We start from the raw sequence: 15,104 nt of genomic DNA, 5'->3' as shown, positions 1-15,104 counted from the left end.
CGCCGCCCCCTACAGGCCCTTCAGCACGCCGGTGGCCTCGTTGAAGGCTTCTATGAGTTCGTCCAGCCCGTCGGCCTGGGCGTGGACGCCCTTCCAGGTCTTTTCCTCATCATACCACAGGTCGTTCAGTTCGTCCACCGTCCGGCCCTGCTGCTCCACCCAGGTGTAGTACTTGAGGTTGTGGACCCGCTTGCGGTCCTGGTAGGTGAGCTCCTCCATGGAGTCGGTGCGCAGCCCCAGCATGTGGAGATGGTGGTCCACCGCGGCGGATTTGGCGTCGTAGGGACCGTACTGCGCAGAGAGCTCCTGAATGCGGGAGCCGTACATGGCGGCCGAGTCGGTAAGGACGGTGCACACCACGTCCCGGCCGGTCAGCTCGTAATATTTGGCCATTTTGATGCAGCACAGGACGTTGGCGATGCCGGAGATGCCCAGCCAGGAGAGCCGGGAGAGGGTTTCTTCGTCCACACCGGCCTCCGTCCCGAGGTAGCGGAGCCCGGCCGGATCGTTGAAAAGGCGCAGGAGGCGTTGGGAATCCTCATCGTCGATGGCAATGACCATGTCGGTGTTTTTCACGTTGTGGATCCAGGGGATATGCTTGTCTCCAATGCCCTCGATGCGGTGGCCGCCGAAGCCGTTGTTGAGGATTGTGGGGCACTGGAGGGCCTCTCCCACCGCCAGACGCATGGCGGGATAGTGCTCCTTGAGGTAGTCGCCGCAGCCGATGGTGCCCGCCGACCCGGAGGTAAAGCAGGCCCCGGCCATCCGGTCCCCGGGGCGCTTGACATGCTCAAAGACGGTGGCGATGGCGTCGCCGGTGACCTGATAGTGCCACAGGTGGTTGCCCATCTCCTCGAACTGGTTGAAGACCATCATGTGGGGCTGGCGTTTGAGCTCGTTGGCCTTGTCGAAAATCTCCTTCACGTTGGACTCGCAGCCGGGGGTTGCGATGACCTGACCGGCGATGGAGCGCAGCCAGTCGAAGCGCTCCCGGCTCATGCCCTCGGGGAGGATGGCAACCGAGTCCACCGCCAGCAGCTTGGAATTGAAGGCGCCGCCCCGGCAGTAGTTGCCGGTGGACGGCCAGACAGCGTGATCTGTGGTGGCGTCGAACTGACCTGTGACCAGACGGGGCACCAGACAGCCGTAGGAGGCTCCCACCTTATGGCAGCCGGTGGGAAACCACTTTCCCACCAGGCACACGATGCGGGCGGGGACGCCGGTGAGAGAGGGGGGGAGCTCGATGTAATTGGGCACGTCCTGATAGAGCCCGCCGGTCTCCTTGGCCTCGTTTTTCCAGGTGATGCGGAAGAGATTGAGGGGATCCACGTCCCAAAGCCCCACAGCCTTCAGCCGATCCCGGATGACGCCCGGAATGGTCTCGGGGTGCTTCATTTGCCGATAGGTGGGGATAACGACGCGGTTTTCGCGGGCCTTGCGGATGTTGTGGGCCAAGTTCTCATGGTGGATGGTCAGGTCGATCATGGAAAAACCTCCTTTATCAATAGACCATTTTTAAGGTGAGAAGGTGAGGCGGCGCAAACAAGGGCTCGGCCTCTTTGGGACGTGGGCCAGGCAGCCCGGATATCCGTCCGCGGGCGGCGCGGCCGCGCCCGACAGGCCCAGGAGAGCAGGGGAGGCAATGGCCCCCAGCCTGCGCCCGGATATCTTGCCGTCATTTTATTGGTATCTCCATCATAGCACATGAGAGACAGAAATCAAGTCGAGAATCAAAAAACAGTTTGGACGGCTAAGAATTTGTAAGATGCATTGACAGGAGGCCGCCGGGTGGCTATGATGGGTGGTAAGAGAAGAGGCGGAAGGCCGATTACGTCAGGAGGAAAGACCATGAGCCAGTTTCAGGAGATTTTGAAGGAATTGGGGACCCTGGATGTCTCCAGGCTATACAAAAACGACTTTTTCCTCACTTGGGACAAGACGGACCAGGAGATCGCCGGGGTGTTCGCCGTGGCGGACGCGCTGCGGGATCTGCGGGAGCGGAACATTTCCGCCAGGATCTTTGATTCCGGCCTGGGCATCTCCCTCTTCCGGGACAACTCCACCCGGACCCGCTTCTCCTTCGCCAGCGCCTGCAACCTGCTGGGCCTGGAGGTCCAGGACCTGGACGAGGGCAAGAGCCAGATCGCCCACGGCGAGACCGTGCGGGAGACCGCCAATATGATCTCCTTCATGGCCGATGTCATCGGTATCCGGGACGATATGTACATCGGAAAGGGTCACACCTATATGCAGTCCGTGGCCGACGCGGTGGCCGAGGGCTACCGGGACGGGGTGCTGGAGCAGCGGCCTACCCTGGTGAATCTCCAGTGCGATATCGACCACCCCACCCAGTGCATGGCCGATATGCTCCATATCATTCACGAGTTCGGCGGCGTAGAGAACCTGAAGGGCAAGAAGGTGGCCATGACCTGGGCGTACTCACCCAGCTACGGTAAGCCCCTGTCGGTGCCCCAGGGGGTGATCGGGCTGATGACCCGCTTCGGCATGGATGTGGTGCTGGCCCACCCCGAGGGCTACGAGGTCATGCCCGAGGTGGAGGAGGTGGCCCGCCAGAACGCCCGGCGCTCCGGCGGCACCTTTACCAAGACCAACTCCATGGCGGAGGCCTTTGCAGGGGCGGATATCGTCTACCCCAAGAGCTGGGCGCCCTTCGCCGCCATGGAGAAGCGGACCGAACTGTACGCCGGGGGCGACAGCGCGGGCATCCAGGCGCTGGAGAAGGAGCTGCTGGAGCAGAATGCCCGGCACAAGGACTGGTGCTGCACCGAGGAGCTGATGAAGACCACCCGGGAGGGCAGGGCGCTGTATCTCCACTGCCTGCCCGCCGACATCAACGGCGTCTCCTGTGTGGACGGCGAGGTGGAGGCCGGTGTCTTCGACCGCTACCGCACCCTCCTCTACAGGGAGGCCAGCTTCAAGCCCTATATCATCGCCGCCATGATCTTCCTGGCCCAATGTGAAAAGCCCGTGGAGATGCTCCGGGAGCTGGAGCGCCGGGGCCGGGTCCGGAGGAAGAAGTAAGGACCCATATCCGCGGGAGAGACAGCGCCCGCGCGGCGGCCGAAAGGCTGGAAAGGGGGATTGCCTATGAAACCCAAGCGCATTGTTCTGGCTCTGGGGGGAAACGCCCTGGGGGAAAACCTGCCTGAGCAGATGAAAGCCGTAAAGCGCACCGTCAAGACTATCGCCGACCTCCTAGAGGAGGGCCATCAGATGGTCATTACCCACGGCAACGGTCCCCAGGTGGGGATGATCAACATGGCCATGACCACGCTCTCCCGGGAGGACCCCAGCCACCCCATGGCCCCTCTCTCGGTATGTACCGCCATGAGCCAAGGCTACATCGGCTATGATCTCCAGAACGCCCTGCGGGAGGAACTGCTGAACCGGGGCGTTCGCCGCAGCGTGGCGACGGTGCTCACCCAGGTGGAGGTGGACCCCGCAGACCCGGCTTTCCAGCATCCCACCAAGCCCATCGGAGCCTTTATGACCCAGGCGGAGGCGGAGGAGATGCGCCGCCGGGGAAATCCGGTCATGGAGGATGCCGGGCGGGGCTGGCGCCGGGTGGTGGCCTCTCCCCGGCCCCGCCGGGTGGTGGAGCTGGACACCATCCGCACACTGGCCGATGCGGGACAGATCGTCATCGCCTGCGGCGGAGGCGGCATCCCGGTGTTGCCGGATGGCAACCACCTGCGGGGCGCCGGTGCCGTGGTAGACAAGGATTTCACCGCGGAGCTCCTGGCGGAGGAACTGGGGGCGGACTGCCTCATGATCCTCACCGCCGTGGAAAAGGTGGCAGTCCACTTTGGAAAGCCCAATCAGCGTTGGCTCACCCATATGACCGTGCCTGTGGCGGAAAAATACATCGCGGAAGGACAGTTTGCCCCCGGTTCCATGCTGCCCAAGGTGGAGGCCGCTGTGGCGTTCGCCAAGTCGAGCCCCGGCCGGCAGACCCTGATCACCCAGTTGGAGAAGGCGCTGGACGGGATGCGGGGTCAGACCGGGACCATCATCGGCTGATGGGATCCATTGGAAAGGGGGCTGGACGCCCCCTTCCTTTTTGGACAAAACTGTGTTATATTACCTTTAAAAGGAGGTGTGTTTTGTGGAAGTTGGCAGAAGTCTGACTCGCGTAGACGCCTTTGACAAGGTGACGGGGCGGGCCAAGTATACGGACGATCTCCACGGTGAGGCCATCCTTGTGGCCAGAATCCTCCACAGCACCATTGCAAACGGCGTGGTCAGATCCATGGATATTTCAGAAGCCCAGGCGGTCCCCGGCGTGGTGAAGGTGCTCACCTGTTTTGATGTGCCCGACATCCAGTATCCCACGCCGGGCCATCCCTGGAGTGTGGAGGAGGCGCACCAGGACGTGGCCGACCGAAAGCTGCTGGCCACCCGGGTACGCATCTATGGGGACGACATCGCCGTAGTGGTAGCGGAAAATGAGCTGGCAGCGCAGCGGGGGCTGGAGGCCATCCGGGTGGAGTATGAGGAGTACCCCGTTTGCACCACGCCGGAACAGGCGATGGCGGAGGGGGCCCTTCCCATCCACGAGGAGCACCCGGACAATGTCTTGAAGCACACTCTGTTCAACGTGATCACCCCGGGCGCGGCGGTAAAGGATGTGGATGAGGTCTTTGCCGATCCCGCCTACCGGGTCTTCGAGGACCACTTCGACACCCAGGCCGTTCAGCACTGCCACATCGAGAACCCGGTGTCGTACGCCTATATGGAAGCCGGACGCATCGTGGTGGTGTCCTCCACCCAGATCCCCCATATCGTCCGCCGCGTCATCGGCCAGGCCTTGGGCATCGGCTGGGGCAACATACGGGTCATCAAGCCCTATATCGGCGGCGGGTTCGGGAATAAACAGGAGGTACTCTACGAGCCTCTCAATGCCTGGATCACCACCCAGGTGGGCGGCCGACCGGTGAAACTGGAGTGCACCCGGGAGGAGACCTTTCAAAATACCCGCTCCCGCCATCCCATCCACTTCGACCTGAAGGCCGCCGTGGGGCCGGATATGCGCCTTATGGCCCGGGAGTGCCGGGCGGTCTCCAATCAGGGGGGCTACGCCTCCCACGGCCATGCCATCGTGGCCAATGCCGTCACCGGCTTCCGCCAGACCTATCCCGATGTCCTGGCCCACCGCTCCGAGGCATGGACGGTGTACACCAATCTGGGCTCTACCGGCGCCATGCGGGGCTACGGCATCCCGCAGTGCAATTTTGCCGGCGAGTGCATGATGGACGACATCGCCCGGGAGATGGGGTGGGATCCGCTGGAATTCCGGCTGAAAAACAGTATGCCGCTGGGCTATGTGGACCCCACCAACGGCATCACGTGCCACTCCACCGGACTCCGGGACTGCATCCGTAAGGGTGCGGATTTCATCAGGTGGAGGGAGCTGCGGGAGAAATATGCCCATGAGACCGGAGCCATCCGCCGGGGTGTGGGCATGGCGGTCTTTTCCTACAAGACCGGCGTGTGGCCCATCTCCCTGGAGACCTCGTCGGCCCGGATCATCCTCAACCAGGACGGTACCGTGCAGCTCCAGCTCGGGGCCACGGAGATCGGACAGGGGGGCGACACCGTCTTTTCCCAGATGTGCGCGCAGGCCGTGGGCATCCCCACCGAGGATGTACATATCGTCTCTTTCCAGGACACCGACACGGCGCCCTTTGACACCGGCGCCTATGCATCCCGGCAGACCTATGTCACCGGTAAGGCCATCAAAAGGGCGGGAGAGATCTTCCGGGACAAGGTGCTGGACTATGCAGCCGAGCTCACCGATCTGGACCCGGGCAATCTGGACATCCGGGGCCGGGATGTGGTGTCCACAGTCAGCGGTGCGCCTGTGCTGCGCATGGCGGACCTGGCGATGGAGGCCTTTTACTCTCTGCAGCACTGTGTCCACATCACCGCTGAGGCCACCGTCCAGTGCAAGAACAATACCTTTTCCTTCGGCTGCTGCTTTGCCGAGGTGGAGGTGGACATCCCGGTGGGCAAGGTGCGGGTGCTCCGCATCGTGAATGTTCACGATTCCGGAAGGCTCATCAATCCCAAGCTGGCCGAGGCACAGGTGCACGGCGGCATGAGCATGGGGATGGGATATGCCCTCTCAGAGGAGATGAAGTACGATGACAAGGGCCGCCTCCTCAACGGCAATCTGCTGGACTATAAGCTGCCCACCGCGATGGACCACCCGGAGCTCCACGCCCTCTTCGTGGAGACCGACGACCCCTCGGGGCCCTTTGGGAACAAATCCCTGGGAGAGCCGCCGGCCATTCCTGTGGCCGGCGCGATCCGAAACGCCGTGCTCCAGGCCACCGGCGTGGGCCTCCGCCGCCTGCCCATGAATCCGCAGCGGCTGGTGGAGGCCTTTACGGAGGCGGGACTCATCGAGAAAGTGGGGGATTGAGCCGTGTACGATATTCAATCCATTTACCGGGCCGTATCCGTGGAGGACGCCATTTCGGCGCTGCAAAAGGACCCGTCGGCCGTGGTCATCGCGGGCGGCTCCGATGTGCTCATCAAGATCCGGGAGGGAAAGCTAGCCGACAGCCGTCTGGTGTCCATCCACGGACTGCGGGAGGAGCTGGAGGGGGTGACGCTGCTGGAAAACGGCGATATCGCCGTGGGACCTCTGACCACTTTCCGGGGTGTCACCGGCAGCGAGATCATTCAGGAGAGGGTCTCCGTGCTGGGGGAGGCCACCGATTTGGCCGGCGGCCCCCAGCTCCGGGCAGTGGGGACCATCGGCGGCAACGTCTGTAACGGCGTCACCTCTGCCGACTCGGCCTCCACCCTTATGGCCCTGGACGTCCGGATGCACCTGCGGGGCCCCGCGGGCTGGCGGATCGTGCCCATTTCCCAGTGGTATCAGGGGGTGGGCAAAGTGGACCTCGGCCCCGCCGAGCTCCTGTGCAGGATTGTGATACAAAAAGAAAATTATGACGGCTGGAGCGGACACTATATCAAATACGCCCAGCGCAACGCCATGGACATCGCCACACTGGGGGTCTCCTGTCTGGTCCGGCTTTCCGCAGACAAGAGGATCTGTGAGGATGTGCGCCTCGCCTTTGGCGTGGCCGCGCCGACGCCCATCCGTGCCCGGACGGCGGAGGAGGGGGTCCGCGGCCTCCCCGTATCGGAAGCGGCTGCGCGGCTTGGAAGCCTGGCGCTGGAGGACGTCAGCCCACGGACCAGCTGGCGGGCCTCCAGGGAATTTCGCCTTCAGCTCATCCGGGAACTGTCCGGGCGGGCCCTGCTGGAGGCGGCCCGGAAGGGAGGGGCGCAGCTATGATGGAAATTCTGCACTGCACCGTCAACGGAAGGCCGGTGGAGGTGGGGTACGACCTGCGGGAGTCCCTGCTGGACACCCTGCGGGACCGGTTGGGCCTTACCAGCGTCAAGCGGGGCTGTGAGGTAGGGGAGTGCGGGGCTTGTACTGTTCTGGTGGACGGCGTGGCCATCGACTCCTGCATCTACCTCACCTGTTGGGCGGAGGGAAAACACATCCTGACTGTGGAAGGACTCCAGGGGGAAAACGGGGAGCTCACCGAGATCCAGAGGGCGTTCATCGAGGAGGCCGCCGTCCAGTGCGGCTTCTGCACCCCGGGCATCATTCTCTCCGCTGTGGAGATCGTGGGAACAGGGCGAACGTACACACGGGAGGAGCTCCGAAAGCTGATCTCCGGCCATCTGTGCCGCTGCACCGGCTATCAGAACATCCTCAACGCCGTGGAGAAGGCGGTCAACGTCTGCAACGGCTACGTGGGGGAGAAACAGAGTTAAAAAGGAGCAGCCCGCCGTATGGCGGGCTGCTCTTTTTAATAGAGCCGGGCTGGGAGAAAAAAAGATTCCCCGGACATCTGTCCGGGGAATCTTGATAAGAAAAACTCAGGCGGTCATATCCTTGAGGTCCTCGGCCACAGTGAAGTCTGCGGCGGTGGCGGCCTTCACATCATCTACCGTGAACTCAGGGTTGATCTCGGTCATCACCAGGCCGTCCTTGGTCACATTGAATACGCACATCTCGGTGATGATTTTGGTGACACAGTGCACGGCGGTATAGGGCAGGGTGCACTTCTTCAGGATTTTGGGGTTGCCCTTGGCGGTGTGCTCCATGGCCACGATGACTTCCTTGGCGCCCACCAGCAGGTCCATGGCGCCGCCCATACCTGGCATCTTCTTGCCGGGGATGATCCAGTTGGACAGAGAGCCCTCCTGATCGACCTCCAGACCGCCCAGGATGGTGGCGTTCACATGGCCGCCGCGGATAAAGGCAAAGGAGGTGGCGGAATCAATGTAACAGCCGCCCTTGGCAGCCTGAGCGGGAGAGCCGCCGGCATCGGTCTTGTAGGCGGGTTCAGCGTCGGTGCCGGTGGGTTTGGCGCCGGTGCCGATGATGCCGTTCTCGGACTGAAGAATCACATGTACGCCCTCGGGCAGGTAGGCGGGGACCAGGGTGGGCAGGCCGATGCCCAGATTCACCACGTCGCCGTCCTTGAGCTCCTTGGCAACACGCTTGGCGATAAAGCCCTTGATCTCAGACTTTTCCATTACAGCTTCCCTCCATCCACGATGTATTTGATGTAGGCGCCGGGGGTGACAACGTTCTCGGGCTCGATGTCGCCGATCTCGACCACGTGATCGGCCTCGGCGATAACGATGTCAGCGGCGGTGGCGGCTACAGTGTTGAAGTTGCGGGTGGTGCCCTTGTACCACATGTTGCCGGCCTTGTCGACGAAATGGGCGTTGACCAGAGCAAAGTCGGCCTTCAGGGCCTTCATGAGCAGGTACTCCTTGCCGTCGATGGTCTGCTTGCCCAGGCAGAGAGGGGAGTCCTCCACGATGGTACCCACGCCGGTGGGGGTGAGCACGCCGCCCAGGCCCGCGCCGCCGGCACGGATCATCTCGGCCAGAGAGCCCTGGGGGACCAAGTCCACGGTGAGGGTCTTGTCCACCATGTTCTGAGTGCCCACGTCGGGAGTCATGCCCACATGGGTGGCGATGACGCGCTTGACCTGGTGGTTGTGTACTAGTTTGGCCATGCCGTACAGGTCGCCGTTGGGGCCGGTGGCCATGCCGCAGTCGTTGCCAATGATGGTAAAGTCCTTCTTGCCACTTTTGGACAGGGCATCGATGATATGGTGAGCGCTGCCGCAGCCCAAGAAGCCGCCGAACATGATGGTAGCCCCATCGGGGATCATGGCGATGGCTTCCTCAACAGAAATAATTTTTGCCACTGTTACGTTCCCTCCTAAAATTGTTTCTATGCTGACTTCGGCGGACGGACCCTGCCCGCCCGCCGAAGAACCGCAAGCTTATTTTAGCACTTTTCAAAGATGGTGGCAACGCCCATGCCGCCGCCGATGCAGAGGGTGGCGAGGCCCTTCTTGGCGTCGTCGCGCTTGAGCATCTCGTGGAGCAGGGTGACGATAATCCGGGCGCCGGAAGCGCCGACAGGGTGGCCGATGGCGATGGCACCGCCGTTGACGTTGACCTTGCTCATGTCGAATTTCAGCTCACGGGCAACCGCCACGGACTGGGCGGCAAAAGCCTCGTTGGCTTCCACCAGGTCGATGTCCTCGATGGTCACGCCGGCCTTTGCCATGGCGTTCTTGGAGGCGGGCACAGGGCCCACGCCCATGATCTTCGGGTCCACGCCGCCCTGGCCCCAGCCGATCAGCTTGAACATGGGCTTCAGGCCATACTTCTCCACGGCCTCCTTGGAGGCCAGAACAATGGCGGCGGCGCCGTCGTTGATACCGGAGGCGTTGGCGGCGGTCACGCGGCCGCCGTCGGGCTTGAAGGCGGGCTTCAGCTTGGCCATCTTCTCCAGGGAGACGTCGCCCTTAATGAACTCGTCGGTCTTGAACTCCACGATCTCCTTCTTCACCTTCACGGGCACAGGCACGATCTCGTCGTTGAAGCGGCCGGAGTCACGGGCGGCGGCGGCCTTCTTCTGAGAGTTGTAGGCGAACTCATCCAGCTCCTCGCGGGTGATGTCCCACTGATCGCAGACATTCTCGGCGGTGATGCCCATGTGATAATTATTGAAGGCGTCGGTCAGACCGTCGTTCACCATGGTGTCGATGATCTTGTTGTTGTTCATCCGGGCGCCCCAGCGGGCGGCGGGGATGGAGTAGGGGGCCGCGGACATGTTCTCGGTGCCGCCGGCCACGATGATGTCGGCGTCACCGGCGACAATGGAGCGGGCACCCTCAATGACGCTCTTCATGCCGGAGCCGCAGACCATGCCCACGGTGTAGGCGGGGACCTCAATGGGAATCCCGGCCTTGAGGGAGGCCTGGCGGGCCACGTTCTGGCCCAGGCCGGCGGTCAGAATGCAGCCAAACATGACCTCATCCACATTCTCGGGGGCAACATTGGCGCGCTTGAGCGCTTCCTTGATGACAATGGCACCCATCTCGGGAGCCGGAACGTCCTTCAAGGACCCGCCGAACGAGCCGACAGCGGTACGGCAGCAGTTCACAACATAGACTTCTCTCATGGGACTAACCTCCATAAATTAAGTATTTTTGTATTTTGCTTTCCCATCCTTATGCTTCGTGGTTTATTATATATGATTGTCCCATAAAAAGCAACGGGACCTTTGAGAATTGTTTGTGTATAAGTTAAGGTTTTTTTATACTTTGTGGTATATCGCGGAACTTAATTGCCGGATGTTCTGATTAGCGGAACCAGATGAGAGAAAACAAAAAGATTGTCTGCATATAGGCTCGAATTGGTATTACCAATATAAAGGCAACTTGGAGGCCGCGGGATCGGAGCGTCAGGCGGCAAGGGCTATTTTGCGGGGGAAGGGAGCGGTGTGGCCCTGTACTCCTCCACCAACCGGGCGGCTAGTTTCAGCGCGTCCTCTCCCTTACGCACCTTGAGGGCCAGGTAGGGATTTTCCCCGGCGGAGAAGAGAAGGCGGCCCCGGTAGGCCGCTCCACCGCACAGAGAGGAGACCTTGGCGAAATCCACCTGGGCCAGCGTGAAGTTCAGGCGTTCCCCTTTCTGGGCGATCTCTGTAATGCCGCAGCCGGCAGCGGCGGCGCGGAGCAGCGCCACGGAGATGAGATTGTTTACGGTCCGCGGGGGATCTCCGTAGCGGTCGATGAGCTCATCCACCAGGTCGTCGGCCTCCTCTTCGCTGCGGATACGGGCGATGCGGCGGTAGAGGTCCATGCGCTGTTCCGGCGAGGGGACATATCGATCCGGGATAGAGGCGGCCACCGCCAGATCGGCGGCGCATTCGGCCTGGACCTTGGGCGTCTCGCCCCTCTGTTCCAGGACCGCCTCCTCCAAAAGCTTCAGGTACATATCATAGCCCACGCTGACCAGGAAGCCGGACTGCTCGGGACCCAGCACGTTACCCGCGCCCCGGATCTCCAGGTCCCGCATGGCGATTTTGAACCCAGAGCCGAATTCGGCGAACTCCCGGATGGCAGAAAGGCGCTTGGCCTGGACCTCGGTGAGCACTTTGCCCTGGCGGTAGGTCATATAGGCGAAGGCGCGACGGGCGGAGCGCCCTACCCGACCCCGGAGCTGGTGGAGCTGGGCAAGCCCCATCCTGTCCGCATCCTCTATGATGAGCGTATTGGCGTTGGGGATATCGATACCGGTTTCGATGATGGTGGTACACACGAGAATGTCCACCTCGCCGTCGGTCATCCGGCTCATGACATCGTTGATCTCTTCCTGGGTCATGCGGCCATGGGCGATGGCGATGCCTGCATCAGGCAGCATGGCCTGGATACGGGCCGCCGTGCGCTCGATGGTCTCCACACGGTTGTGGAGATAGTACACCTGGCCGCCCCGCTCCAGCTCGCGGCTCATGGCGTCGCCCAGCACGGACCAGTCGTGCTCAAGCACATAGGTCTGGACCGGTTGGCGGTCCTGGGGCGGCTCCTCCAGGGTAGACATGTCACGGATACCGGAGAGGGCCATGTTCAGCGTGCGGGGAATGGGGGTGGCAGAGAGTGTAAGCACGTCCACCTGCTTGGAGAGCTCCTTGAGCTTCTCTTTGTGCTGGACGCCGAACCGCTGCTCCTCATCCACCACCAGCAGCCCCAGGTCCTTAAAGTGGACATCCTTATTGAAAAGGCGGTGGGTCCCGATGAGCAGGTCCACCTTTCCGGACTGCACGTTCATCAGCGTGGCCTTCATCTGGGCCGGTGTACGAAAGCGGCTCACCACATCGATCTCCACGGGGAACTGCGCAAAGCGGCGTTTGGCGGTGAGAAAGTGCTGCCGGGCCAGCACGGTGGTGGGGGCCAGGATGGCCGCCTGTTTGCCGTCCAGCACACATTTCATGATGGCACGGAAGGCCACCTCCGTCTTGCCGTAGCCCACATCCCCGCAGAGAAGCCGGTCCATGGGCTTGGGCGTCTCCATATCGCGTTTGATCTCCTCGATGCATCGGAGCTGGTCGTCGGTCTCAGCGTACTCGAACTGATCCTCGAACTCCTTCATCCAAGGGGAGTCGGGCGAGAAGGCATAGCCGGGCATGCGCTCCCGCTCCGCGTAGAGCTGGATGAGCCCCTTGGCCAGGTCCTGCACCGCCTTCCGCGCCCGGGTCTTGGCCTTTTCCCAGTCGGTGCCCCCAAGCTTGGAAAGCTTTTTATGCTCGGTGTCATCGCCGGAGCCGATGTACTTGGACACCAGGTCGAGCTGGGTGGCGGGCACATAAAGAATATCGGACCCGGCATAGGCGATTTTTACATAGTCTTTCTGCACGCCGTCGGCGGACATTTTTACCATGCCCACATACCGGCCGATGCCATGGTGCTCATGGACCACCAGATCGCCGGGGGAGAGGTCGGCATAGGAATCCAGCTTCTGGCGGTTGGATGCCTTCCTGCTTTTCGGCTTTTTGGCGGGGGCGGCCCGCCCTTCGGTAAGTACGGCCAGTCTGGCGTCCGGATACTCAAAGCCGGCGGAGAGGCCCCCCACGCAGATGACCGTCTTGCCGGGCGCGGGCAGATCGTGAAGGGCGAAGTCCACGGCGGAGCGGACCTTCCGCTCCCGCAGCAGCGACTGGAGGTTCAGACAGCGCTGCTCGCCGGCGGCCAGGGCGATGGACCGGAAGCCCACGGACTGGTAGTGCTCCAGGTCGGCGGCGGCGGTCTCCGGGCTCGCGCCGTAGGAGGGGAGCTGTTTGGCCATCACGTCCAGAAGCGATCTGGGACGCAGAGGGTAGGAGGACGAGGAAAAGGTGTCCAGAAAGACCACGGGGTAGTCGGAAAGCCCGTGGGACAGGTCGTCCATGGTGCGGGAGAAGGCGGCCAGCTCCCCGGGGAGGAGGCCGGATTCCATCAGGGTCTTGGCGTCCTCCTCCAGCCGCCACTGGTAGTTCCTGGCCCGCTCCGCCACGCGGGGACTTTCAGAGAGGCAGACCACGGCGTCCTCGGGGAGATAGTCGACTGCTGTGGACATCTGAGGATAAATAAGGGCGATGTACCGGTCCACGGCGGGAAAGGAGCCCCCCGCCTCCAGGCGGTCCCGGTCCTCGACCAGGGTGGCGAGAAGCTCCGGCTGTGGGTGTTTGGCCCGTTTTACCCGGGAAATGAGCTGGTCCATGGACTCCAGGAGCCCGGGATAGCCTCCGGGGGCAAACTGAGGGAGGACTTCTGCCACCGGAAGGATCTCCGCCTCCTCCCGGTTTTCCGTCCTGCGCTGACTGGAGGGGTCAAACAGACCCATGGAGTCGATCTCATCTCCAAAAAATTCGCATCGAACAGGCCGGTCGTAAGCAGGGGAGAAAAAGTCCAGAATACCGCCCCGCAGAGCAAACTGGCCCGCGCCCTCCACCTGCTCACAACGGGCATATCCCGCGGCGGCAAGGCGTTCGGCCAGCTCTGGCAGGTCATGGACCTCCCCCACGCGCAGAGTCTGTGCCGCCTGGGACAGCAGTGTTTTCGGGAGGGTCCGCTGGAGGAGGGCATCCACAGTGGCCACGACCAGCGGCGCCCGTCCGGTGGACATGGCCCGGAGAACGGAGAGCCGCCGGTGCTCCCACTGGCGGGAGACCACGGCGGCGTTGTGGAAGGTAAACTCCCTGGCGGGCAGCCGAAGGACCGTCTCCCCGGTCAGAGCGGCCAGGTCCTCCCCCAGACGGGCGGCCTCGGTTTCGTCGGCGCACAGAAGGACCACCGGACGCCCGGTATTAGCCCGGATGCCGGCGGCAAAATGGGCGCGGTGGACCGCCGCCAGCCCTGTGACGGCCGCGGGACACCCGCCGGAGTCGATGGCAGCCAGAAGCTGGGGAAATTCCGGGACCTGGGATAAGATCGAGAGCAATTGATTCATAACAGGCGGTACTCCTTGGATCAGGTTTCTCCGGCGACCGGCGCGGAGCTGCGGAGCAGTGCTTCTGCGTCGGCGCGGTGGTGGAGCCACCCACCGTGGGCGGCGGCGTATTCCAGATGGGGGCAGGCCTCCTCCGACCGGCCCGCATTTCAGGCAGAGGCGGCCCAGCAACAGACAGACCCACACGGAAGTGTAGCGGTCGGGAGCGGGAGCCATCGGGGAGAGCAGGTCAGCCTCTAGGCCGACACGCTCTTCCTGGTCAAACCGGAGCAGCAGACCGTTGAGACAGAGGTTCCACTGGAGGGAAAAACGATTTTCCCCGCTCATAGGTCCATGGCGGAAGGATTCCACGGCCCGGTTGCGGTTTTCCGCCGCCTCCTGCCAGAGTTCGCCGCCGGCGAGGGCGCAGCTCAGGGCATACCAATAAGGCGGCACGGAGCGAGGCACGGTTGGGAAAGACGGCATCGGGCTCCATCCGGCACAGGAGGGAGAGCGCAGCGCTCTCCTCTCCCATGTCCACGTTGACATCCGCCAGATTGAGGGCATGGAGGAAGTAGAGCTGGGGAGAGGAGACGGCCAGTCCGGCGTCGGCCATGGTCCTGCGGGAGACATCCAGGAGCGGTCCCGGGTCGCAGTCCTCTTTCAGATGCCGCATGGCGCGTTCGCCGCTGTGGGCGGTGCGGTGCATGTGGAATAGATTTGCCCAATTTCCCATGCCGGACCCTCCTCAGAATCAGAGCGGCCGGGGAGAAGGC

General features: G+C 62.7%; 11 protein-coding genes. 5 read left to right on the top strand and 6 right to left on the bottom strand.

Features of this window, described 5'->3' with window-relative positions; translation table 11 throughout:
• Window positions 1–9: 9 nt before the first annotated feature.
• Window positions 10–1,485 (bottom strand): pyridoxal-phosphate dependent enzyme, encoded by a 1,476-nt coding sequence (locus SRB521_RS15695; RefSeq protein ID WP_075704826.1) that lies wholly within the window; start codon window positions 1,483–1,485, stop codon window positions 10–12.
• 363 nt (window positions 1,486–1,848) lie between these two features.
• On the opposite strand from SRB521_RS15695, the gene ygeW reads away from it, so the two are divergent.
• The 5 genes from ygeW to xdhC all read left to right on the top strand — a co-directional run bounded on the left by ygeW (window position 1,849) and on the right by xdhC (window position 7,821).
• The gene (gene ygeW / locus SRB521_RS15690; RefSeq protein ID WP_075704825.1) at window positions 1,849–3,042 is read left to right on the top strand and encodes a knotted carbamoyltransferase YgeW; all 1,194 of its coding nucleotides are present in this window, start codon (window positions 1,849–1,851) and stop codon (window positions 3,040–3,042) included.
• A gap of 66 nt (window positions 3,043–3,108) precedes the next feature.
• A complete protein-coding gene (gene arcC / locus SRB521_RS15685; protein ID WP_033118284.1) occupies window positions 3,109–4,041 on the top strand; it encodes a carbamate kinase in 933 nt (310 codons plus the stop codon).
• An 85-nt stretch (window positions 4,042–4,126) separates the two neighbouring features.
• A complete protein-coding gene (gene xdhA, locus SRB521_RS15680; RefSeq protein ID WP_033118285.1) occupies window positions 4,127–6,445 on the top strand; it encodes a xanthine dehydrogenase subunit XdhA in 2,319 nt (772 codons plus the stop codon).
• A gap of 3 nt (window positions 6,446–6,448) precedes the next feature.
• Window positions 6,449–7,330: a xanthine dehydrogenase subunit XdhB gene (gene xdhB / locus SRB521_RS15675; RefSeq protein ID WP_075704824.1), complete on the top strand. Its 882-nt coding sequence runs from the start codon at window positions 6,449–6,451 to the stop codon at window positions 7,328–7,330.
• Window positions 7,327–7,821, top strand: a complete 495-nt coding sequence (xdhC, locus tag SRB521_RS15670) for a xanthine dehydrogenase subunit XdhC (RefSeq protein ID WP_075704823.1) — start codon at window positions 7,327–7,329, stop codon at window positions 7,819–7,821. Before xdhB ends, xdhC begins: the two co-directional genes overlap by 4 nt.
• 105 nt (window positions 7,822–7,926) lie before the next feature.
• Here xdhC and SRB521_RS15665 read toward each other — a convergent pair whose 3' ends face one another.
• The 5 genes from SRB521_RS15665 to SRB521_RS15645 form a co-directional block, all read right to left on the bottom strand.
• Complete coding sequence (locus SRB521_RS15665) at window positions 7,927–8,589, bottom strand: 3-oxoacid CoA-transferase subunit B (protein ID WP_116722539.1); 663 nt, start codon at window positions 8,587–8,589, stop codon at window positions 7,927–7,929.
• Window positions 8,589–9,275: a CoA transferase subunit A gene (locus SRB521_RS15660; protein WP_075704821.1), complete on the bottom strand. Its 687-nt coding sequence runs from the start codon at window positions 9,273–9,275 to the stop codon at window positions 8,589–8,591. Before SRB521_RS15660 ends, SRB521_RS15665 begins: the two co-directional genes overlap by 1 nt.
• 83 nt (window positions 9,276–9,358) lie before the next feature.
• Window positions 9,359–10,543, bottom strand: a complete 1,185-nt coding sequence (locus tag SRB521_RS15655; protein ID WP_116722538.1) for an acetyl-CoA C-acetyltransferase — start codon at window positions 10,541–10,543, stop codon at window positions 9,359–9,361.
• A 296-nt stretch (window positions 10,544–10,839) separates the two neighbouring features.
• Entirely contained in the window at window positions 10,840–14,349 is a 3,510-nt protein-coding gene (gene mfd, locus SRB521_RS15650; RefSeq protein WP_116722537.1) for a transcription-repair coupling factor, read from the bottom strand.
• A 259-nt stretch (window positions 14,350–14,608) separates the two neighbouring features.
• On the bottom strand, window positions 14,609–15,064 hold the full coding sequence (locus SRB521_RS15645; protein WP_075704819.1) for a hypothetical protein: 456 nt from the start codon (window positions 15,062–15,064) through the stop codon (window positions 14,609–14,611).
• Window positions 15,065–15,104 lie beyond the last annotated feature (40 nt).

Origin of the sequence: Intestinimonas butyriciproducens (assembly GCF_004154955.1) — a bacterium.
In the GTDB taxonomy this organism is placed as follows: Bacteria; Bacillota; Clostridia; order Oscillospirales; family Oscillospiraceae; genus Intestinimonas; species Intestinimonas butyriciproducens.
Note: the sequence above shows the minus strand (reverse complement) of the source record. Positions and strands in the feature narration are given on the sequence as shown.